Source organism: Elusimicrobiota bacterium (genome assembly GCA_041658405.1).
GTDB lineage: Bacteria > Elusimicrobiota > UBA5214 > JBBAAG01 > JBBAAG01 > JBBAAG01.
In genome coordinates this window covers 1-24,119 of the sequence record JBBAAG010000048.1, presented here as the reverse complement: position 1 = coordinate 24,119, position 24,119 = coordinate 1, and the positions used below count along the sequence as shown (strand labels likewise).

At 42.8% G+C, this 24,119-nt stretch carries 16 protein-coding genes; 1 reads left to right on the top strand and 15 read right to left on the bottom strand.

Features of this window, described 5'->3' with window-relative positions:
* Nucleotides 1-35 precede the first annotated feature (35 nt).
* Entirely contained in the window at nt 36-1,274 is a 1,239-nt protein-coding gene (locus WC955_08785; protein MFA5859150.1) for a ParB N-terminal domain-containing protein, read from the bottom strand.
* 284 nt (nt 1,275-1,558) lie between these two features.
* Here WC955_08785 and WC955_08780 point away from each other — a divergent pair, with 284 nt between their 5' ends.
* A complete protein-coding gene (locus WC955_08780; GenBank protein MFA5859149.1) occupies nt 1,559-2,260 on the top strand; it encodes a response regulator in 702 nt (233 codons plus the stop codon).
* A 39-nt stretch (nt 2,261-2,299) separates the two neighbouring features.
* Here the strand turns inward: WC955_08780 and WC955_08775 are convergent, their stop codons facing one another.
* From WC955_08775 to yidD, 14 genes are all read right to left on the bottom strand, one after another.
* Nucleotides 2,300-3,184, bottom strand: coding sequence for a carbohydrate kinase (locus WC955_08775; GenBank protein ID MFA5859148.1), 885 nt, complete (start codon nt 3,182-3,184; stop codon nt 2,300-2,302).
* 12 nt (nt 3,185-3,196) lie between these two features.
* Nucleotides 3,197-4,621, bottom strand: a complete 1,425-nt coding sequence (locus WC955_08770; GenBank protein MFA5859147.1) for a hypothetical protein — start codon at nt 4,619-4,621, stop codon at nt 3,197-3,199.
* 62 nt (nt 4,622-4,683) lie between these two features.
* The gene (locus tag WC955_08765; protein ID MFA5859146.1) at nt 4,684-6,693 is read right to left on the bottom strand and encodes an ATP-binding protein; all 2,010 of its coding nucleotides are present in this window, start codon (nt 6,691-6,693) and stop codon (nt 4,684-4,686) included.
* A 28-nt stretch (nt 6,694-6,721) separates the two neighbouring features.
* Nucleotides 6,722-8,746, bottom strand: coding sequence for an OmpA family protein (locus tag WC955_08760; protein MFA5859145.1), 2,025 nt, complete (start codon nt 8,744-8,746; stop codon nt 6,722-6,724).
* Nucleotides 8,743-9,711, bottom strand: coding sequence for a PorV/PorQ family protein (locus WC955_08755; GenBank protein ID MFA5859144.1), 969 nt, complete (start codon nt 9,709-9,711; stop codon nt 8,743-8,745). The genes WC955_08760 and WC955_08755 overlap by 4 nt, the downstream gene beginning before the upstream one ends.
* Nucleotides 9,712-9,721: 10 nt before the next feature.
* Entirely contained in the window at nt 9,722-14,878 is a 5,157-nt protein-coding gene (locus WC955_08750; protein MFA5859143.1) for a kelch repeat-containing protein, read from the bottom strand.
* Nucleotides 14,879-14,967: 89 nt separating this feature from the next.
* Nucleotides 14,968-15,363: a response regulator transcription factor gene (locus tag WC955_08745; protein MFA5859142.1), complete on the bottom strand. Its 396-nt coding sequence runs from the start codon at nt 15,361-15,363 to the stop codon at nt 14,968-14,970.
* A 30-nt stretch (nt 15,364-15,393) separates the two neighbouring features.
* On the bottom strand, nt 15,394-16,074 hold the full coding sequence (locus WC955_08740; GenBank protein MFA5859141.1) for a response regulator transcription factor: 681 nt from the start codon (nt 16,072-16,074) through the stop codon (nt 15,394-15,396).
* A 10-nt stretch (nt 16,075-16,084) separates the two neighbouring features.
* On the bottom strand, nt 16,085-17,980 hold the full coding sequence (locus WC955_08735) for a response regulator (protein ID MFA5859140.1): 1,896 nt from the start codon (nt 17,978-17,980) through the stop codon (nt 16,085-16,087).
* 38 nt (nt 17,981-18,018) lie between these two features.
* Nucleotides 18,019-19,146 carry a family 10 glycosylhydrolase gene (locus WC955_08730; protein ID MFA5859139.1) on the bottom strand — a complete coding sequence of 376 codons (1,128 nt, stop codon included), beginning with the start codon at nt 19,144-19,146 and terminating at the stop codon, nt 18,019-18,021.
* A gap of 26 nt (nt 19,147-19,172) precedes the next feature.
* Nucleotides 19,173-20,663, bottom strand: coding sequence for a hypothetical protein (locus WC955_08725; protein ID MFA5859138.1), 1,491 nt, complete (start codon nt 20,661-20,663; stop codon nt 19,173-19,175).
* On the bottom strand, nt 20,660-22,012 hold the full coding sequence (gene glmM / locus WC955_08720; GenBank protein MFA5859137.1) for a phosphoglucosamine mutase: 1,353 nt from the start codon (nt 22,010-22,012) through the stop codon (nt 20,660-20,662). The genes WC955_08725 and glmM (WC955_08720) overlap by 4 nt, the downstream gene beginning before the upstream one ends.
* Nucleotide 22,013: 1 nt before the next feature.
* Nucleotides 22,014-23,363 (bottom strand): phosphoglucosamine mutase, encoded by a 1,350-nt coding sequence (glmM, locus tag WC955_08715; protein ID MFA5859136.1) that lies wholly within the window; start codon nt 23,361-23,363, stop codon nt 22,014-22,016.
* Between the two features lie 69 nt (nt 23,364-23,432).
* Nucleotides 23,433-24,119: membrane protein insertion efficiency factor YidD (gene yidD / locus WC955_08710; protein MFA5859135.1), on the bottom strand; the 687-nt coding region annotated here is incomplete at its 5' end.

The following is a 24,119-nucleotide window of genomic DNA, read 5'->3' as shown; positions in this document are numbered from 1 at the left end:
TGTGCAAGAACTTTCTTCATGCTAAAGATATGTATTTAATGATGGTTTTTCTCAGGTTCCAGCGGTTTCACAATCGCGGAAATAGTTTTCCATCCCAACTGTTTACACGCTTCATACCTGAGATTACCGGCCAGTATATCATAAACCCCGTCTCTTGGGTTCTGGATCACCATAATAGGCTGTAACAACCCTTTTGAAGTAATACTTTCGATAAGTTTTTTTACTTCTTCCTGGTCAACACCGGTTTGTACCGTCGGACGGATATGCGAAATATCAATCTCGCGCATATACTTAAGTTCTTTATCAGAAATAACCGCTGCAGCATCCGCATCCTTCTTATCCGCGCCTGCACGGTAAGAATACACATACGGTATCGCAAGATCCACTGACGGCGCGTTCTGTATCTCCTCAAATATTTTTTTCATAATTTTGTACTGCACTTCCACACGTTCCATCACCTTGGTTTGGAACCTCAGCCGCAAGTACACGCCGTAATCATACCAGTCGGAACGTATGTAAGGCTGTTTCCCTGTCGCAGCAATAATATCCTTGGTCACCTCACTCGCAGCATCAACCAATATTTTTTCCGCAACATCCCAGTTTGAATCATACGTTATACGTATAACAACCTCATCAAGCATATACGCCGCTTCCTGTGTAACGGTATAATTAATAATCACCTGGCTGAACAGCATAGCGTTAGGAACGAGGATATAGCGCCCTACAGCTTCCTCACTACCGACAGTACCCCCCACCTGATTAAGCGTTGTATGCATGATATCAAACCCCTTGACGTCGCCAATAAGGCCGAGGCTTGGGAACTGTACGCGATCACCCGGGCGGATAGGACGCTTAAGTGAGACCAACACCCATGCAGCGAACCCGCTTACCGGCGCCTGTAGTGACCATCCTAACAACATCCCCCCGAATAATGAAAGAAACGTCCCGAACGCCGTAAGTTTCCCTAAACTATCCGCTATAGCGAGGATGCTTAACAGTATCGCCAGTAACTGATACATCTGCCCGATCATTGAACCTTCAGCCTGAGGCTTATGCTGACGTGTCATTAACCAGTAGGTAGCTATTCTTAAGATATCGGCAATCAAAAATATTACCGCAATGATACCTATAAGTTTAAACATTGAATAATTAGTGCTGATTACAGGTTTACCATTGAAATAATTATTCAAAAAGTACGCTATCGCTGCAAGTATTGACCACAATACCAACCCAAAAAATATTTGTTTATTCATCTTGGCATCACGATTAACCATATATTTACACACTATCCTTTCATTAAACTACCAAATTCACATTTTCTACTGCACTATTATTTTATCATTCATATTCAATAAGTCAATAATGTTAACAACCTTTCTTACACAGATTATATGAAGCATCCACTTTGTTTTTTATAAATATAGGAAAAACCATAATTTGTGTATATAATTATACGATAACGCAGTTAAGTTCACCGAAAAAGACAGTATTTCAATATCATCAGCTTATGATAAAGACAAAATATTTGCAGGTTAGCGGACAGGAGAAATGAAATAATATGTCAATAAAGATACTAATTATTGATGATGAACCGAATATTCTTAAAGTTGCAACAATCAGGCTATCAAAAGCCGGGTACGAGGTTATCACTGCCAACGATGGCGTAAAAGGGTTGGAACTCGCAAGTACAGCACATCCGAACCTGATCCTACTTGACCTCAACTTACCGGAGTTAAGCGGTGCGGAGGTCTGCAGATTACTCAAAAACAACAATGAATTAAAACATATACCTGTTATAGTATTAAGCGCATCCGCGGAAGATATCAAAGATAAAGCGTTGAATATCGGCGCTGATGATTTTGTTATTAAACCCTATAGCCCTGCTGAATTACTGACTAAAATAGGACAATTACTAACCAGAGATACCCATGGTGATACACCAAACAACAAAGATATTGAAACAGTGATCAATAACACTGATGCTCAGGTTAAAGAATTAATTCCCTTTTTTATCCAAGAAAAAAACAAAGACCTTGAACTCCTGAAACAATCCCTGGAAACCGGCGATTATGCCACTATTCAGCGGATTGGCCATAATTTACGTGGCAGCGGCACAATGTTCGGAATCGAACAAATTTCGCAACTCGGCATTAAACTTGAATCTGCAGGGAAAGACAAAAATCCCAGAATCATCAAACCTTTAGTTGAACAACTATCAGTGATTATAGTAAAGATAGAAACTCTACTTTTGAAAAGGTAGTGCCTGTTTAATCATTTACCGGGTACACAGCGGTTTCACTTAACCCCATCCTGTTACAATTTTTTCCCCGTACCTGGGAATAGCACCCGTTTTTGAAGCTACATACGCCCCGATTTTATTAGCAAATACTGCGGATTCAAAAGGATCATACCCGCGGCAATATTTTGATAAAAACCCTGCACTGAAAGCATCACCAGCCCCAACCGCGTCTTTAACCCTGGTTTTTATACCCGGTATCTCACAATACACATTTTTGTAACCGACAGCGCACCCGTCTTCGCCTTTTGTTATACAAACAACTTTCACAGCATAATCATTCATTATTTTTAAAGCAAACTCCTTATTACTAAAACTTTTTTTATAAAGCAGGGCTGATAACACTTTAGTTTCTACGTCATTTAGTTTCATAATGTTTGCATAATGTAATGAATCTATAACCGTTTGTTTTGAATAACACTTTTTCCGGAGATTAACGTCGTAGAAAACATGTTTACTATTTACAATCCTTAATAATTTATACAATGTACCCTGGCTGACTTCCGCACGCTGTGCAAGCGTACCGAAACAAAAAACATCAAATGCAACAGACTCAATTTTTCTTACTAGTTCAGGCTTGAGCTCAATAAAATCATAAGCAACATTGGTATTGATAGTATACTCCGGCTGCCCACTAGAAGATAAGTACACATCTACAGTTCCGGTAGGATGACTGGTATCAACCTGTATCAGTGACGAATTAACTTTTAACCGTTTTACCGCTGATAAAACACTTTTACCTCTTTTGTCATTACCCACCCGGGAGATAATATATGACTCGCTCCCCAACTTTGAAAGATGCGCTGAGAGGTTAAACGGGGCACCGCCTAAATACGCCCGTCCTTTAATAACATCCCATAAAACTTCACCAAAACCAAGTGATTTCATAGCATTACTTTATCAACTAAGTCTGATAGAATACAAATCAGCGTCTTTCATGACGATCCGCAGACGGACAGGCTTTCCTGCGAGTACTGCGACAGATGAGCCGGATTTCCAGGTGTATACACACTCGATATCGTCGCCATAAAGTTCTGTAGCATCATCCAGCGTATAGTTTGGAATCGCGTTACCGTTTTCATCCTGTAACTCAATTTTAATATATCCCACAGCCGATGTCGCATAGTTTATCACCAACTTATCACCGGTAAACTTCAGCGGTTTTGTCACTAACTCCCCGCCTGCATGTGGTGCGTTGACAGACACAAACCCGTCAGCCCGCACAGTTGTACGGACAAGACAATTCGTTGCATGACGATAATGCTGGGTATAAAACACCGACACCTCATCCGGCTGAAGTTGCAACACCCCGAATGCTGCCATATTATTACGGTCGGTCCAGTTGGAACGATCCCGGCCAGGACGGAAGAACGCTTCCATAAACCCGCGGTCGAACCTCACCCCGTCACGGCTGGACATAAACACCCCGTCGGACACACCTACGACCTTATGTTCCGTGACATACTTTCTTGTTGAATGAAACCGTTTCGGGAACGCAAGCAGTATATGCGGCGCCCGCGGATACGGCGTTATAGCGTTGGTATAAAACTGTTCTTTTTCAGTATCACCGTAGTCCAGCATTACAGGATCTGACCAGTTAAGAAAATCAGAAGACATTGACCTTACGATATACCTAAACCCATCAATATTCACGCGGTAATAACAAACATAACATCCCCGTGTGGAATCGTAGAACGCAACATTTTGGGAATCAAACCCGCCACATTTTTTATCTGGTATAAATCCAAGTTTTTCAAGCCTTAATAGCACAACGGGTTCAGGCCATATTCTTTCCCAATTCAACCCGTCAGAAGAACAGTACGCGTACAACCCCCGACCCCCGGCAACTGCTTTATACCGTTGCCCGTCTTTAACCACAGGATTTGTATCGATAAACGGCACAAAATTTGTTGACGGTTGGCCCATATACACAATATTATTATTCTTACTTCCTTCAAACTCAAACAGCCCGAGGTTAGGTTTGACCCAGTGAATCCCATCTTTACTCTCAGCATAACATGTTACTTCAATTGACCTTTGCCGGTCCGGTACGCCCTGATAAAACTTTGCATACGTCGTTCCTTCCAACGCCTTGATATCTAACGGCCCGCCACGGTAGTACATACGGTATACCCCTGCGGGTTTATCCTCGAAAATAGTTACATAGGTACTATGCGGCCCGTCCCATGGCGAGTTAAACTCAACAACTTTTTCTTTAACCACAGGCGTATGCAACTTCAACGCCGTACCGTTATGGTTTTCTACAATAAAATTATCAATGAACAGTTCCAACCTATTCCCTAATTCAATAACATTGTTATCCATTTTTTTTGTCCTTACTCATAAAATATTTTGTTAATAATATCCAAACGGTTACTATACAACCCCTACCCCTGCTGGGGTGGTTGTACGGGTATATGATCGGTAACAGGGATAAACATAAAGAAACTCGTCCCCTGACCGACAACAGATTTTACTTCAAGTTTTCCTTTATGCCGGTCAGTCACCCGCTGCACAACAGCAAGGCCTAAACCCGTACCTTTGCTCTTAGTAGTAAAAAACGGCTGAAATATTTTTTCAAGAATATCCGGAGGTATACCGCTGCCGGTATCCGTAACTTCCAACCTAATCGCCGCGGGTTTATCCGTAAACGTCTTCAGGTACGCTTTGTCAGTGACAACCATAGTTGATGTTGTAACAGTCCCGCCGTTCTCCATTGCCTGTATACCATTACCAATGAGGTTGAGTAACACCTGCCGCATTTCATCACGGTCAATCATCGTCATGGAGAGATTAGGGTCAAGATTTTGTACGAGTTTTACATTAGCCGGGACCGGTAACACAAGCGCGATCTCATCAAATATTTCATTAGCGTTCATATATACCGCTTTTAACTCACGGGTCCGCGAAAATCCCAGGAGATCATTAATAATTTTATTTGAATTCTCAATTTCTTTCTCAATAATACCGATATGCTTAACAACCTTTTCATCCATCTGCCCTTCAAGCTTCACGAGTTTAGTTTTAATATAATATGCTGAATTATTAATAATACTCAATGGATTACGTATTTCATGCCCGATAATATTAGCCATCTGCCCGACAGCTGCGAGGCGTTCACGTTTAACCAACTCCTCCTGTGCTTCCCTCAACTGCTTAGTTCGTTCATCCACCAGATGTTCAAGGTTCTTATTAAGATGATCAAGGTCTTTATTAAGATGTTCCAGCTCTTTCTTAGCGTTCTGTAACTGCCCCGTCCTGTCTTTCAACGACTTCGCCATCTGAGTAAACGTATCCGCAAGCTCACTGATTTCATCATTAGTATTAACGGACACAAGAACGTTGAAGTCACCTTTCTTAAGTTTCTCACTTTCTTTTTGCAGTAACTTTATAGGATCCACAAGGTATCTTGTAAAAATAAAACCCAGTACTACGGTTATAATCATAACAATCAGCATGTATATATTAATCCTGGTTTCCATCTTATTAGCTGTAGCATACGCTTCACTTATTGGCTGTTGCACCACCACCCACCAGGGTAACCCCGCAAATTCACTTTTCACTTCAGCATAACTCCCTAACAACCTCTTCCTGGTTTTAGGATCAACAAATTCACCGCCCTCATTTTTTCTTCCGCTTGCATCCATCCCCTCACCGAGCAGCTGGAACACATTTTTTTGTTGCGGCTTGTTCTTATCAAGAATAAGTTTCACAATAGGCGACTGCCGGAAATCATCCTTACGTGACACAAAATCCTGTGTATCAGCGATATCGCTTCGGGCAATCAACGCGCCGTTCTCATCTATAAGATACGCAAATCCCTGTTTCCCGATCTTAATATCCTTAAACACCTGTAACCCCAGGCTTATAAGGTTAACTTCCGTAAAAATCATCCCTTTATTATCAGGATAATCCCCGATAGTAACAGCAATAGCTACTACGGGATACCCTTCCGCCGTGAACCTTACCTTACTTATATACTCACCTTTTTCCTCAACTTCCCTTATAATCTGCCTGTATTCACGGGTAATATTCTCTCCCCCGCCGCGTGTAAATCTTGAGAGCTCCCTCCCGTCCTTTGATACAGTAACTATTTCCATAAATAACGGGTATGACTCCGCAAGGCCGTAATACATCTGCTTATGCAATCCCGGCGACATTGACATAAACGCATCAGAACCCTGGATAACGAACAACATATTTTTTATATTGGCGATATACTCAAGAACATTCCCGCTTGCGCGCTGCGCAATACCGTTTTGTAACGCCAAACTGTCCTGCTTCATCGATTTTTTTGATACACTTACCAACTGTAACCGTGTAAACAACAACGGTACCAACGCAAGCGCCAAGAAAAATCCCAACATTTTGTACAACAACCGCCCGCGGGTGTTCATTAATTAATCTCCTCCACAAAAAAATTTATTATTCAACAAAAACTATCTCAACACGCCTATTTCTTGCCTGCCCGTCCGCGGTACGGCTATCCCCGTCAACATTCTTCGCACCGCGCGATTCCACCTTAATTCTTTCAGCCTTAATCCCGCGCTGGGCCAACATCTGCTGGACAACATCCGCGCGTTGACGCGCAAGATCGTCTACATTAGATTCATTAGGGTCGCAGTACCCGATCACCACAACTTTTTGACGGGGATACGTTGTGAGTGTCCGCACTACGCGTTCCATCACGCGGTTCGAACTAGGAACAATTTCGATACTCCCCGCGGGGAACAGAACTTTATGTTTCAACCCTTCATTTGTATCGCTCTTAAACACCGCTGGAGGAACACTAACGGCAGGCTTAACGTTTTCCCTTACACTTCTTTGTTCTGTAACTTCTTTTACGGGTTCCTTTTTTTCTTCGCGCACCACAGCAACCTGTGAAACAACAACACCTTCGCCTTTTACCTCGAATTGTGTTTCCCTGACGATACCATTTCCCGCGGAATCAATAGCCTTAACCTGCACCCTATACTTCCCGTTGTCAACAAACCTATTATAATGCTGATCCTTGCCATCCCACTCAATAACCTTTTTTGCATCCTCTTTACCGTCATACCACTTGACAACCGACCTCCCGGAGTCCAAAATTGATACTTCCCATGTATCTACTTTCACATTATCCGCGATATCAATACTAATTGCGAGCTTGTTTTTACTCCTGGCATTAAGTTCTAGTATAGCCGGGAAAACTGACACCTGGATAAACGGTTTTGTATAATCCACGAACACCGTACCTTTATCATTATAAACATCATCCTGTAACCCTATAATATTAAAGTTGTACTGGTAATCACCTTCCGCGACATAGACATTATCTTCATTCTTCCCATCCCACTGAATTTCAGTTACCAGTTTTTCCTCACCTTCCAACACCCTGACAATCTCACCTTTTTTTGATTTCACAACAAGCTTCCATGCACTGACTTTCGCGCCGTCAGTAAAAATTGAAAATTTATCATTAACCCCGTCATTATTCGGAGATATTTGCTTAGTTGAGAAAAATGGATTACCAATTTGATAAATCCCCAACTGTCCCGGGATAAAGTTTAGATTAAGAAAATAACTATTTGCGTGCCCTGCCTCAACCGTAAGACGGTATTTCCATCCGAGATCAATCCCGACATTCCCAATCCTAACCCCCACGCCGGTAGAGAACGCGTCATTCCTTTCTTCAGGATCAAATTTATACCCCAACCTCCAACTAAATAAAGTCCCGATACTATACTCCGCGCCGAACTGATGGAATACAACGTGGTCCACTAAATCCATTTCGTACCCCAACATTAAATCCTTGCCAACGAACAACGCGCATCCCGCCTTAGTATTAACCGGCACAGATTCTTTACTCCCGGTATTCCATTCCATCTTACCCAAAATATTTTGTATTGATAAACCTAAATTAAGTTTAGACTTAATAGCCGGCATCATTGACTTAGTAATCACACCAATATCAAAACCGGTAACCCGCGCGTTATACCCCGCTACGGGATTATACTGTCCGTACTTAACATTGATTCCGGCAAACAAGTTCGGGGATATTGACAAAGAATAATTATTTATCACCAACTGCTCATAATCAGCTACTACTCCCGCAGAATTACGGACATATGCGATACCAAACGTACTATTCAACCTTAACGGCACCTGAACATTGATACCGGTTTGAATCTTATCAGTCACCCATTTATCCGTCAGCCCAATAACATTCGTCAACCCCTGAATATTAAATAAGTAAAGATCCGCTAAACCCGCAGGATTATAAAATACCGCTCCGGCGTTATTACTCACCGCGCAATATGAACCATTCATCGCAGCTGACCGTGCGGTATCAAAACTATAATCAAACGCACGCACTTTCCCTGCCGATAACAATAAAACTATCAATTCCATGGTGATAAACACGCGGAACCCGCAATACTTAAGTTTTATTTTATTATTAATCCTCAAAACCTTAACCCCAAACTTATCCTATGAACTTCCCCTAACCAACCGTACGGCACATACGCGTAGTTAAACAACACTCTCCCCGCAAACACTGCACCTGTTCCAAGTGTTAACCCGGTTATGGAAGACTGCACATCATTACCCCCAAGTTTATACTGATACCCCACCCGTAGAGACATTGTGTTACGGAAAACGTACTCAAACCCAAGCCCAAACAACGGCATATTATCTGAAGCAAGCACAGCTTCGCTTACAGTAACCAACTTACCGTACCCGACATCCTTCTTAATATACGTATACCCCACCCTCAATTCCGCAGGAGTAAATTTTACACCGGATACTGTATATCCCATTATCCCGAGATTCCGCAATGCTGCGCTCCAAAAATGGCAATTATCACTTGTCTGTAACAACCCTTCGATATCAACACCCATCCCCGGTGCAAAACTTGTATCCACCATTTCATGTAAATACTTTACATTTATCCCAACCGCAACATTCTTCAACAAATACTTTGACCAGGTAACTGCCGCAACAACGCTGCTGGCATCAAACTTACCTATAGTATTCCCCTGTGCGTCAGCACGTTCAATCTCGCCGGATATAAGGCACACATTATGAAACGCTATACGCCCAAGTTCCCCTAACCCAACCGCCGCAGCAACATAACTATACTTCATCCCGGCAAGCCAGTCGGTATACGAAAATTCTGATAGTACCCTATACGGCTTTTTATACTCAACAGAATTATCAAACCATGCAAGACCGGCAGGATGCGAATATGACGACGCCATACTCTGGGATACAATCCCAAAAACTTTTCCCATCCCCATTCCCCGGGTATCAACCTCAAGTTTTAATACACTCCCTGCTGTTGTCCCTGTATTAGCCGCAGGTATCCCGATAACCTGTGAAGCACTGGCTGACAATAATAAAAATAAAATACCTATTACCTGCGATTTCTTCATAAACCTTTCCTTACTCAACAACTCCTAACCGTTTCAACACAGCCCCCTGTTGTTTACCATCTGCTGATGTCTCTAACACTTCAATGATATACATACCGGGACACACAACCTGGCTATACTCATTTTTCCCATCCCATACAGCGTAACCAAGCAATGAAAAAATATTTTCCGGTTTTACCCGGCACACAAGCTCACCGCTTACTGAATAAATACTTACTTCAATTTTTGTATTAACAGGCAAGAAAAACAGCTTCACCGGTATCCCGGAACTGATACTCCACGGATTCGGGCCAACCCTAAGTTGTTGCAGGTTAGAAGTAACACTATAGGTCACCAGTAAAACATAACTCCGTGAAACCATCACACCGTCATTCTCAAGAACAAGCTCATACCTTCCTGACGGTAATAACACACCATCCATATTTTTACCATCCCACTCATAAAACTTAGAATTCCTGACTACACTTTTTACCAGAACACTTGAATATTCGGTATCCAACTTAATTTTAGCGACATACTCTTTCCCCGGATCCAATTCTTTTGGAAATACAAATGTTTTAGTGATCCCCGCAGTTACATCACCCGGAATCAGAAGCTGTTCATTAATCCTATCATCATCCTTGTTAGCGGGACTCGTTTTATCAACCAAGACCTCTCTCCCGTCACTCACCCCTCCGCCGTCGGTATCCACTTTCCATGGATCAACACTATTTTTGTATTCTTCCAAATTAATTAACCCGTCACTATCACTATCCACCCCTGCATCAGAAGAATCCAGCGCGTTAAACCCTTTCTCCGCCTCCCATATATTTGGCATGCCATCTCCATCAAGATCTGCCACATACGTGATTAAAACACTCTCCGCAATTGAACTACTATTATTGGAAATAACTATTTTGTCATACACAGCATCCGCATTCACGTCGATAAGAATATCCGGGTATCCATCTTTATTAACATCGATAATCCCCGCTTGTGTATAAATATCAGTATCCGGATTCCAATATACCCACGCCTGCGCGTTATTATAATTTATTAAATGCTCAAATCTTCCATCACCGTCATAATTTGAGGAGGAAGAAACAGATACTATATTCCCGCCGGGATCTTCAAATCTATTAAACCCAAACTCCCCGAAGTACGCGATTTCCAAAACCCCATCTTTATCTACATCACGTTTTCTTTCAGAATTTTCAATTACAAACCTTCCAACAGTCATCGGTGAATTATTAGTCTCCACCAAATCACCATTCCGCGCTTTCAGATAATAAACCATTTCATCGCCTACACTCATACCTTTATGATAGTTTTGACTATTACTCCCCCACACCTCGCGTGTCTTCCATACAGGCGCACCGCCTGCTGTCCCGTCTCCCTGCAGATAAAACAAGTTCACTCCGGTCGCCACAAAAACTGCATATTCTGTACTCCCGGGATTACCGTCGGAAGTAGAGAAAAGTATTTCATAATAGTATTTCAGGGTAATACTATCTCTCCCATATCCCACCCCGGGCTTTGACGGAGGTAATGCAGTGGTATATTTACCAATGAAACCCCCGAATTCCGTTTCCACAGGAGAAGACGGGTCATCGTTAATTGATTTTAACCGCACAATATAATACACATTCGGGCTGAGTCCTTTAATATCAAACCCAACAGCCTCACCCCAACCCGTCCTTGTATTCCATACTGCCGTTGAAGCAAAAACACCTGAGGAACTTATATACTGATAATATGTCCAGCCGGTAGAAGATATTGCGATTGCGTACTTAGTGAAAGTTGAATTATACACATCATTTATAACAAGCTTCAAAGTATCCGGACTAACTGTGGACACCACACCTCCTACTACCGTTGCGTGTGTATACTTTGAACTTGCAACCCCGGGACTTGTTTCTACAGGCACAGCCCAGTTATTCCTGGCTTTAACTCTTGCGTAATACTGTGTATTAGGTTTTAATCCGGTAACCGTAAACCCCTCGCCGGTATTCCAATCGGCTAATGCCTGCCAGTACGGCACAGACCCGATACCCCCCGCGGAGGTGATATAGTAAGAAGTATTACTATCACTACTTACAACAACAGCGTACTGGGTATACCCGGGATTAAGATCAGTACCCAAACTAACCCTGACTGCTGTACTACTCACGGATACAATAACAGGCACTGAAGGCACACTTGCTAAAGTCATCGTTGTACTTAATACACCCCACGAAGTTTCATACCCCGCAAAACTCCGCGCTTTAATATAAGCATAATAACTGGTATTAGGCGCCAACCCTGTAAAATTATAACTTGTATTTCTAATCCATCCTGACGTTTTAATCGTATTTACAAAATACCCGGTGCTTGATAACTCAACCGTATAATCGGTTAGTGAAGAATTCCCGTTATGCCCCCATACAATGGTTAACGAATTATCTGTAATCCCTGTAATACCGGCTCCAGCAGGAACAACAGCCCGGGTAATACCCGTAACTGCACTTGACGGCGCAGACACACCCGAACAATTCAATACTGACAACCGGTACCAGAACGTAGTATTCGGTGTTAAAGAATTGTCACAATAGAACGTAACAGATTTTTCCAGTTTTGCAATAAAGAAAAATTCCGTATTATTACTGCTGCGTTCCAGCTGATAAGCATCGCCATTAATTACGGGAGATTGCCAGGAAACATTAACTTTTGTACTCACACCCTCCCCTGCATCACTTGTCACTAACCCGGATGGTGCCGATGATATTGCCGGAACTTTAATTATTCCCCTTTTCCCTGAAATCCCGCCAACGACAATATCCACAAAATAATATCCATAAGTTAAACTCGAAGGCAATGTGTAAGTAATCCCGGTATTCGACCAGCTTGCAGGAATATGGTTCGTACATATTCCGCTATCCATACCCACGAAGTTTAGTACAGGAATATTTGCAGCGGACTGCATATGCCCGTACCCTCCGGAACTGCATTCATATGCAGGATTAAATCCCGTACCGTTGATGGTATAAGAAGTTCCTGTAGACTGATATACCGAAGAAAACGAGGTGACCACATCTTTTCTCGCAGTTGAAGTAACGGTGCTGATATATAACAATTCGGTTGAACTTAAAGCCGTACCGGCTGAATTCACACCACCTGCAATCAGTATTGACTTATCCGGCATAACCATGGCGGTATGCCCGTACCGCGCAGTCACTAACCGTGTACCTATCTCCACCCAAGAATCTATACCAACAGAATACGCAAATATTTTATCCTCCGCAGTACTACCGTTATACCCGCCGATACACAATATTTTGTCATCAAGTGAAACAAGTGTATGATTGACTAAAGTTACCGGTAAACTCGCAGCAGTTGACCATGTATCCGCTATAGGGCTATAAAGTTCACACGATTTTAACGAACTATAATTTGATCCGCCTACAACCAACAACCTTCCATCTCTCAATACTACACTTTTGTGATTATACCTGGCTTCCGCCATCTGTGCTTTTGAAGTCCAACTTTTTTGCTGATAATCATAAGACTCACAGTACGGCAACACTTCTGTCCCGCTGTAACCTCCGCAGACAATAACTTTACCATCCACAAGTAAATTAGCGGTATGCCCATACCGCAGATATGTCATATCACCCGTTGCAGTCCAGGATTCCCAAACAGTAGAATATACTTCCGATTTCTTAGTTGCAGCACTGCTGTTATTTATACCTCCTGAAACCATTACCTCACCGTTTGGCAACAATGTCTGTGTATACAAACTTCTCTCGTCCAACAAATCACCTGTACTAATCCACTTCCCTTCTGTAATATCGAACAACTCGCATTCCTTCCTTCTACCAGTACCCGTATACCCGCCGGTTGCAAGTACGCGCCCATCCAAAAGTAATGTTGTAACAAACTCATCCCGCGCGTTTATCATAGGATATGCAGTCTGACTCACCGTATTATTATCACTATCATACGTTTCACAGGTATTATATATCGTCGATGTATTAACACCTCCCGCCAATAACATTTTTCCTGAAGGCAATAAACAAGCAGAAACATGTGTACGCGCTATCTGCAACTCCGGGCCAGGAATACATACAGCAATACGAGGATCAAATACTTCACAATTTGAAATTGCACTGGAAGTAGACGACTTCCCTCCAACAACCAACACCTGACCGGTAGGAAGCAGTGTGCTTGTATGATAATACCGCGCGGTTAACATAGACTCCTGTTCTACCCACTCATGTGTAACCGAATTATATACCTGGCAAGCACTTGACGCAACTGAACTAAACCCTCCGATTGTCAAAACCTTATCGTTTGGCAGCAATACCGTGGTATGATAACACAGCGCAAGTTTCATAGCATTTTCAGAAGCCCATACTTCACCTGTAACACTAAACCGTTCCGTTGATGACAGTATACCGGAAGCACCAGTCCCGCCGGTAAGCAACACATCATTCCCGGGCAGTAATGTCATATTATGATAATTCCGTCCACTGCTGATATTGCCAACAACACGCCATAGATCGGATGAAGCCACATACAACTCAGAAGTATTATTATATCCGGTAGCATATCCTCCGGTAATCAACACATTCCCGTCAGAAAGCGAAACCGCGGAATGCGAGTACCTGGAATTAGCAATATTCCTCCCGGGCTGCCAATTATTACTGGAATAATCATAAACCTCACACGTATTTGTTGCGCCGCTAGAAGTTTTCCCGGCAATAACCATTAACTTCCCGGTTTTAAGAAGTACAGCGCAATGATACGACCGTCCTTTCACCAACCCGTTAGTAGATGTCCACTCATTAGTCTTCGGATCGTAGAGTTCGCATGAAGACAAATAATTGCTAGAAGCATCTTCCCCTCCAACAATCAACACTTTCCCATTTGGCAACAAAGTAGCCGTATGATATTGCCGCGCAGCAACCATAGTCCCTGCGTAAGTCCATGTTTGAAGATAAACATCATAAAGTTCCGCTGATGCAATAACTGTTGTACCGTTAAACCCGCCGGTGACAAGTACTTTACCGTTAGGCAATAGCGTTGCCGTATGGTGATACCTTCCACCTTGCAATAAACCTGCAGTTGTCCGCCATTGCGCTGCGTACAATCCGGAAAACGAAAACAGCACAATCCCTGCTGCCATTAAAACTGCAAATGACTTTTTCATATAACAATATTAATAGTATTCTTATGTTACAGATTTGTTACGGAAATGTTAACAATTTATGAACAATCAGGAAAGACAGGTTTATTACCTTACACAACCCCGCACCGGCGTAATAAATTCTTTATCCGCAAAACAAGTTCAGGCGGGTTAACAGGTTTTACGAGATACTCATCCGCACCGAGATCAAGGCCGGAAACCTTATCATCCGCCTGGATAAACCTTCCGGTAAGCATCAGTATCGGTATCGCAGCAAATTCAGGGTCTTTACGTATAATCTGGCATAACTCAAGCCCTGCAATATCCGGCAGCTGGAGGTCAAGTATCAACATTGTAGGATTTTCTGCCTTCAACTTCTCAAGCCCTTCCTTCCCTGATGCCGCGGACTTCACCACAAAACCATCTAGTTCCAAAACATCAGTCAACGTATCGCGCATGTTAGGATCATCGTCGACGATAAGAATTTTTACAACCTTATTTTCAGCCATACCATATAAATCCTTTCCCCAAGAAAAACCTTATTCTGTTACGCAATACCCACGGCCATGCACAGTCCGGACAATCTTTCCCGCAGCAGTGCCAAGTTTACGCCTCAACCTGCGGATATGAACATCCACTGTCCGCGTATCACCTTCATAATCATATCCCCAGATACGGTCCAGTAAAAACTCGCGGGATAACACATAATTTTTGCGTTTCATTAAAAGATAGAGGAGATCAAACTCCTTTGGCGCAAGTTTAACATCCTTATCTTTTGCCCTAACCTGAAACTTAGCAAGGTTTAACTCAATATCCCCGCATTTAAGAATTTCTTCAATTACGCCGCGCATAGACACCCGCCGTAAAATAGCCTTTATCCTGGCTATAAGTTCAGGTATTGATACCGGAGGGTTCAGATAATCATCCGCCCCTGCATTAAGCACACTGATCATAACCTCCGGTTGCTGCGTATTCCCCAGTACAATAATCGGAATATTAGAAAGTTTAGGATCAGCCTTCATAAACGTACAGCATTGTTCCGGATTGATCATAACATCCTGCGCAAATACCGCGATATCCGGCTGGATCTCGGCAACAGTCTTTAACCCATCTTCCTGGGATACCACCCCAATAACGAGATACCCGCATGTGATTAACGCTGCCTTAATCTCCTGCGTTTCCTTAACATTTTTGTTTACTAACAACACTTGCAGTTTCATATTTAACTACTTAATTCGCCGTTGAGACGGCATCATCCTCTTTTTTCTGTACAGGTATAACAAACCAGAACTTTGACCCGCGCCCAATACCGTCGCTATGCACATACACCTGCCCGCGGTGAAGACTGATTATTTCCTTACATATCGCAAGCCCCAACCCTAACCCAGCACGTTCACCCATTGCGCCTTCTATCTGATAAAACTTATTAAACAACTTCGTTAACTCCTGCGGCGGTATACCTTCACCGGTATCAACAACCTCTACGACAACATTCTTACCTTTTTCGTCATACTTACCTATAATTATGATCTTATCCCCGCTCTTCGTATGTTTTGTAGCATTAGTAACAAAATTAGTCAGCACCTGCTCAATCCTCGCAGGATCAATAAATATTGCGGGAATATCCTGCTGTACATCTTTTTCAATAATAACACCTTTACCATCGGCAATAGTCTTAACGCGGTTAAACACCGCTTCTATGACACTGGCAATAGAATCCCATTGTTTCTCAACCTTTAACTTCCCTGCTTCAATCCTTGATAAATCGAGGAGGTCACCGATCAAACCATTTAGATGGTCAGCTTCTCTGTCGATGATCTCAAGAATTTTAATCTGTTCAGGAGTAACCGGCCCGCGGCGGCCCATACGCAACAACGAATTATACCCTTTTATACTTGTCAACGGCGTACGCAAGTCGTGGGTTACCATCGACAAAAATTTTGACTTTAACTCATCGAGTTTTTTTAGCTCATCGTTCATCCGCTTAAGTTCTTCCATCATTTTTTTATTCTCTAACCTCAACCTCTGCTGATCCAACGCTTTATTCATAGTCTTAATCAACACTTCCGGCTTCACCGGTTTTATGAGATAATCAAAAATATCCTGTTGTATAGCCTTTTGCGCCATATCCAGCGACGCCTGCCCGGTCATCAAAATAATGTATATATCTTCGTGGTCATCCTTAATTTTTTTTGCGATATCCAACCCCGTAGAATCAGGCAGATGAAAGTCAGTAATAACAAGATTAAAAAACTTTTTATTTATTTCCTCAAATGCACCCTTGCCTGTGGACACCGTTGTAACTTTATACCCTTCATCCGTAAGAATATCTCCCAGTGTTTCCCTGACATTTTCCTCGTCATCTATCAACAACACTTCCGCTACACTTGACTTAACCTGCTGTTTTTTTTCATGCAACGATTCTATTAATGACAAAACGTTTTCCATATGAAACGGTTTATACATCAGCGCAAACGCATCTTTTTTTATATTCTCAACTACACCTTCATCCATGTTATATCCGGTCATCATGATAACCCCTACATTAGGATGCGACTTTTTAATAACATCCAACGCAGCGAAACCATCCATTACAGGCATGCGTACGTCAAGGAAAACAATATTCACACCCCCGCGGTCAATTAACTGCACAGCTTCCGCACCGTCTTTCGCGGTAACAACCGTATACTTTTCTTCTAGTATATCCTTCATAACTTCACGGTCTTCCCAGCGGTCATCCGCCACTAAAATTACCGGCCGGGTCCGTGCTTGTTCCAGCATATCGATAAGTTTTTCCACCTGGAACGGTTTGTATACCACAGCAAACGCGCCGTCCTTCAGAGCTTCATTCACCATATCCTCGATTGACGCAGCGGTCATCATCAACACTTTAGTTGCGGGACTAAACTTATGAATTTCCCTGAAGGTTCCCAACCCATCGATCCCCGGCATCTGCATATCAACTAATGCAAGGTCAAAAAACCTGTTTTTAATAAGCTCAATCCCTTTTTCTCCGCTGTCAACCATGGTAACATTATAACCGTACTCCTGCAGTATGTCATATAACGACTCCAGCATATCCACCTGGTCGTCGATAACCAACAAATCAATCCGTTTTCCGGTCATATTGTGTTGTATCCTTTAAAAAAATATTTTTGACAAAACTATTTTGTCCCTTCAAACTCTTTCTGTTTTGGCACACGATGCGGGGATACCGCCTTAACCTTATCTTTTTCTCTTAAAACTTCCATTAATTCAGGCGATGCGAAGAAAGAATACGCATTAAAATAGATCATACCGGGAAGATTTTGTTTCCTCACATAATCAATCTGCCCGGCCAGGAGTTCAGGTGTCATTCCCTTATAATACGCACCGATACCTATATACAACGGCATCTTACCCTGTACTGCGGCAATACAATCATTAACATAAGTTTCAAACGTAGCCGGTGTCGCCGTGTACGACATCGGGGTAATAAAATCCATCCATCCTTCCTTCACCCAGGCAGGCCAATCCTGCATAATGCGTATAGACGTTTTAGGCGAATGAAAAACAGCAACCGAAAACTTCATATTTTTATTAACCTTCTTTAGTTCGGTATACGCAGTTTTGACGAACTGTGAAATAAGATCACGCCTGAACTGTGTCCAATCAGGATCATTCTGGTCAGGCTCCTTATTATACTTTTCATGATACTTCTGCACGCTAACAGGATTATACCCCATATTTTTTTCGGTATACCTTACGCGGTCTAGATGCACACCGTCTATGTCATACTTGGCAACCAACTCTTTTATTACCGCAACATTATGTTTTGTAACCTCTTCAATTGCCGGGCTTGACCACCCGTTGGGTTTACCCGCAGAATCAAGATCACCGTATTCCGGGTGTTCTTTAAGATAATATCCGTCTTCGCAGTAAACATTGATATATGGATGAATTTCCATATTATACTTCCGTGCCTGTTTTATTGAATACGCTAAACAATCCCACTCTGCTTTTCTAGGTAAAATATCACTATCATAAAACGCAGTACCGTCAGTATACTTAACCAACGGCATCACGGTATTAATCCCTAAATCATTCATAATACGGAAATGCTCGTCAATCTGTTTTTTTGACTCTTCCTCATTACTCACATTAAGCATATAGAAGTTGTACCATACAGCCCTGCATTCCGGAACAATAACCGCAGGCTCTGTTTTATCCACAGCCATACACTCAGGCCCCCCCAAAAGTACAGCGCATACGCCGGCAGTAAATACTATCCTCAAAAAAACACTCATTTTCATAAAACAAACACTCTCCTTCACTCTTTTTACTTTATTGACGCCAAATTATCCGGTACCGGCCAAAGAACACCGCTTTTTTTCTCACCAAAAATATGATCAAACTTCAAACGGATAAACACCCCTGTTTTTACTACACTATCACGGTATGTATAACGATTACCGGGATTAAACTGGCTGAACGATATACCAACCGACAATGCTTTACTAAATTCTTCTTCAATAATCAAACCAATTTCATTACCGACATCATGCTTACTCTCATCTAAGTTTAAGGTAGCCACTGCATCTCCAGTACTCACCACAACATTTTGTACTTTCATATACTTCAAACTCACGGTTACACGTTTTTCACTGTTTGGCACCACGAACTCATTGGTAAGCACTAAATCCACAACCTGCTTATTCTGCAACCCGGTAGACCCCGTTTTTTCAGGGCCCAACCCCGTAACTGTACGCCACCAAATATCGCCATAGTGGAGGTCAGGATTTAATGACCAAAACCCTTCATCCTTATCTTCAGTTACAGCACTATCACCCGACCCTAAAGCGTATGCCGCGGTAAAACTTACTATATTATCAACAAAGACAAGGTTTATCGGGTTAGACTTAAGACACAGGTTTGCGAGTAATCCGTTACCGTTATAAGACGGCCTGATTTTTGACCCTATACTGTTTGACGTTTCTTTTTTTGCACCAAAATCCTGGCAGAACTCAAGCCCGTACTTTACATTCTCAACTAATAATATACCACCCAGCTGCAACCCCACGAGCGTCAAAGCATCAACACTTTTTTCATCCGGTGCCTGGTCATAATATCCGTAATAATACACAGCCAAAGTTGTTCCCGGCAACAACCCTTCCGCCTTAACCTTAGTTCCAACAAGATCCGTATCCCAGTTACGTTTCCGCAACGTTGTAGAAAACGTTGCTGCTTCATTAAGTTTACTCACAAACATATCAATCCCCAAAAACCCGAACAACCGTTCAGCTTCGAACCTTAACATATCCAGAGAATTAACACTGAGATTAAAATCATCCACCGGCCCGAAGTACAACGCAAGATCGCCGGGATTACCAAAAAACTGCCGCCCAACGGTAAACTTTGTCCCAAAAATCCCGGGTATTCCGTACCTATACTGAAAATACGCGTTATACACCCGTATATCTGCGGTAAGATTATCAAGCTTCTCCATCCCCTGCAATGAATCCCAGTAATCATTATTCTTATTTAACACAAGCCTCACAATGATATCATCCCCGACATCAAACCCGTAAGTCAGCAATACCCTCGACTTAGTATCATCCTCATAATCATCGTTAGTCCCGTCGCTGTAAGTCCCCGAAAAATCGGTTTCATTATCAATCGCCAAAACGCTTATATCCGCAGAACCGGATATAAACATATTCTTTACCTCCATTGAAGACGGCCCTATTCCTGAGGCACACACCTGTGATGATACAACCATGAACACAGCAAGCAACGTTACAAAAACAAACTTGTTATCAAACATTTTCATAGGCGTTCAATTTTCTCCCGGAATTCGTTACATACGCTTTCCGCTTTCCCCATTGCCGTCGCTTCACCCATTATACGGATAATAGGCTCAGTATTTGACGCACGCACGTGTACCCAGTAATCCTCAAAATTAATTTTTAAGCCATCCTCAAGATTAATATCCGCGTTTCTATACTCATTCTTAAGTTTTTCCATCACAGAAAATATTTTATCTGACGAACACTCAATTTTTGTTTTGTACATCTGATACTGCGGCATCTCCGCAACAAGCTCACTGATCTTCTTCCCGGTTGATGCCAGGTAATCAAGCACTACGCTGATTCCAGCAATACTATCCCGCCCGTAATTAATCTGCGGGATAATCACCCCGCCATTCCCTTCTCCGCCAACAACAGCATTCACGCGTTTCATTGTTTCAACGACATTAATCTCCCCGACCTTTGCGCGATAACACTTAACCCCATACTTTTTTGCAAGATCATCAATCGCACGTGAAGTTGAGAGATTAACAGCCACAGTCCCCGGTGCACGGCGTAACATATAATCCACCGCTAACGCCAGTGTATACTCTTCACCGATAGGATTACCATATTCATTAACAATCGCCAGGCGGTCAGCATCAGCATCCTGCGCAAGGCCGAACTCCGCGCCGGTATCTTTCACCAACTGCCCCAACCCCGTGAGGTTAGCTGGGACAGGCTCAGGATTACGCGCAAATATGCCTGTAGGCTCCGCGTTTATCTTAACGACCTCGCACCCGAAATGAGCAAGTAATTTCGGTGTAGCGATTGCCCCTGCGCCGTTACACGGATCAATTGCGATCTTGAACTTACGTTTACGTATCGCTTCAGTATTAACAAACTCGGATACCAGTTTAATATGAGTCTCAATTGCGCGTTTATCCGTCATAACCTTACTATACTCATGCCAGGTAACTTTCCGGAACTCACCCTGGTGATAAATATCAAGCAACTCCTCACCCTGCCGAGCGTTCAGCAACGTTGCATCAGTATTATAAAACTTCAACGCGTTCCACTGTACAGGGTTATGACTGGCGGTAATCATCACCCCGCCGTCAACATTAAGTTCACGCACCATCACCTGTAACGTCGGCACCGGGCATATTCCTAGATCAACAACTTCACACCCGGCAGCAATCAAACCGGAGAACACCGCGTATTTCACCATATCACCCGACACGCGGGTATCAGAACCGACAACAATTTTTCCTCCGGCTTTATAAGTCCCAAATGCCTGAGCGAACCTCGTAATCAACTGCGGGGTTAAAGTATCCCCGACAACTGCGCGGACACCCGCAACGCTTATCTTTAACGTCCTTATTTTTGCCATCTCACAAATACTTCCTTATTTGGCGGATAGAATCATTAACGATACGTTCCGCCCGTGCCTGATCCTTAGCTTCCGCAATGAATCTAATTATAGGCTCTGTCCCGGATGCGCGTATATGCAACCACTCATCTGCGCGTATAATTTTTATTCCATCAAGACAATCCACGGTTTCGTTATGGTACAACTCGCGTACTTCATCGAGGATCGCATAAATTTTATCCGGCGGGCAATCAACTTTTTTCTTAGTCATATAATACCGGGGAAGATTTTTCATAAGTTCCGACACTTTCAACCCGGTTTCCGCCATAAACTGCAGGATTAGCGTCATCGCAGCAAAACTATCCTGTGCATAATGAATTTTGGGTATCGCAACCCCGCCATTCCCTTCTCCACCTATAACGCCGTTACTATTTTTCAGTGTTTCAGTAACATTAACATCCCCGACTTTTGTACGGATAACCGGCACGCCATAACTCTTAGCGATATCATCCACCGCCCGTGTGGTTGACAGGTTTGTGACCACCAACCCTTTTTCCTTATATTCCAGCCAGTACTTAATCGCTAAAGCAACGGTATACTCCTCACCCAGCGGCACACCGTTTTCATCCACTACCGCCAGGCGGTCACCGTCAGCATCATGCGCAAAACCGATATCCACCTTCCCGGATTTCATCACAGAACATAACTGATTAAGATTATTCACTGACGGTTCAGGATCACGCGCAAATATGCCTGTAGGCTCGCCGTTAATTGTGCTAACAGTACACCCGAGAAGGTCCAGCAGTTTCGGTGTCATAAACACCGGCGCGCCGTTACAAAGATCCACTGCCACGCGAAAACGTTTTGCCCTGATTTTTTCTACATCAAAATAATTAGTAACTGTTTCTATATGCTTATCAATTGCGGTACCATCATCACGCACTTTTTTCAGTTTATCCCAGGACGCTTTCTCAAAACTTTCCTCATGATAAATATCCATAAGTTCTTCACCCTGATACGTATTAAGAAACATACCGTCGTTACGTACAAAAATGAGAGCATTCCAATCCGCAGAGTTATGGCTTGCAGTAACCGCGATCCCGCCATCAGCGTTTGATTGCTTGACTGCCAACTGTACCGTTGGAGTAGGCACAATCCCAAGACTAGTAACTTCACAACCGGAAGATATCAACCCTGACATTGTAGAGTAAAGCACCATATCGCCTGATACACGGGTATCACGCCCAACAATTACCTTCCCTGATTCAACATAACTCCCGAACGCCTGCGCGAATTTTACGACAATCTCGGGAGTCAGGGTTTCACCCGCGATCCCGCGGATACCCGAAACACTTATTTTCAGAGGTTTCATCTATAAAAACACCCGTCCTTAAATAACCCTTAAAAGTACTGAACTCTAATTTTATCAATTGTCCCGATATTAATCAATAAGGATGGGATTCACAGGATCAGCGAGTTTACCGTTATCATCTTTGTAATAATACCCGTACGATGACGAGTGACATCTCAGCATCCGCGCTGCAGCCTCACAACTACCTATTGCAACACCATGCTTTATCATACACAGTTTACCGTACTCAGAACATGACGGATAAAATACGCATACAGAACTTCTTTGAGACGACATTATTTTCTGATAGAACACTACAGCGCCTTCCCCAACCGACGGATAACGTACATTTGTGTTAACTACAGAATCCCCCCATTTTTTGTGATACAAAACCTCAAGTACACTTTTCTCAATCCCCTCTTCAATCCCAGTACATACCACAGAATGATATCTTCTGTTACTAACTTCCGCATAATTCGCGGCATTAACCACATTCCCTGCATAAAAAGGTATACCCAAAGTAGTGATCAGCACCCCGGCGCTATTATTACCATCATTAAAACTTGTATATGCAGCGGATATTGCCAGAGCATTTATGATAAACGCATATACACCATCCAACACCCTACCGCAATACACCTGCCCGGTCCCGGGTATGAACGCGGATATTACTCCCGCAAACACAGCATTCTTTGGTTCACGAAGCTTTAATCCGGACAATTTTGAATACATCCCTGTTAAAACTGATGCGGATACAGGATCAACAAGTTCAACATC

Bases quoted from the DNA above. Each gene is read 5' to 3' on its own strand.
- WC955_08785 (MFA5859150.1), bottom strand. From the start codon at position 1,274: ATGGTTAATCGTGATGCCAAGATGAATAAACAAATATTTTTTGGGTTG.
- WC955_08780 (MFA5859149.1), top strand. From the start codon at position 1,559: ATGTCAATAAAGATACTAATTATTGATGATGAACCGAATATTCTTAAA.
- WC955_08775 (MFA5859148.1), bottom strand. From the start codon at position 3,184: ATGAAATCACTTGGTTTTGGTGAAGTTTTATGGGATGTTATTAAAGGA.
- WC955_08770 (MFA5859147.1), bottom strand. From the start codon at position 4,621: ATGGATAACAATGTTATTGAATTAGGGAATAGGTTGGAACTGTTCATT.
- WC955_08765 (MFA5859146.1), bottom strand. From the start codon at position 6,693: ATGAACACCCGCGGGCGGTTGTTGTACAAAATGTTGGGATTTTTCTTG.
- WC955_08755 (MFA5859144.1), bottom strand. From the start codon at position 9,711: ATGAAGAAATCGCAGGTAATAGGTATTTTATTTTTATTATTGTCAGCC.
- WC955_08750 (MFA5859143.1), bottom strand. From the start codon at position 14,878: ATGAAAAAGTCATTTGCAGTTTTAATGGCAGCAGGGATTGTGCTGTTT.
- WC955_08745 (MFA5859142.1), bottom strand. From the start codon at position 15,363: ATGGCTGAAAATAAGGTTGTAAAAATTCTTATCGTCGACGATGATCCT.
- WC955_08740 (MFA5859141.1), bottom strand. From the start codon at position 16,074: ATGAAACTGCAAGTGTTGTTAGTAAACAAAAATGTTAAGGAAACGCAG.
- WC955_08735 (MFA5859140.1), bottom strand. From the start codon at position 17,980: ATGACCGGAAAACGGATTGATTTGTTGGTTATCGACGACCAGGTGGAT.
- WC955_08730 (MFA5859139.1), bottom strand. From the start codon at position 19,146: ATGAAAATGAGTGTTTTTTTGAGGATAGTATTTACTGCCGGCGTATGC.
- WC955_08725 (MFA5859138.1), bottom strand. From the start codon at position 20,663: ATGAAAATGTTTGATAACAAGTTTGTTTTTGTAACGTTGCTTGCTGTG.
- glmM (MFA5859137.1), bottom strand. From the start codon at position 22,012: ATGGCAAAAATAAGGACGTTAAAGATAAGCGTTGCGGGTGTCCGCGCA.
- glmM (MFA5859136.1), bottom strand. From the start codon at position 23,363: ATGAAACCTCTGAAAATAAGTGTTTCGGGTATCCGCGGGATCGCGGGT.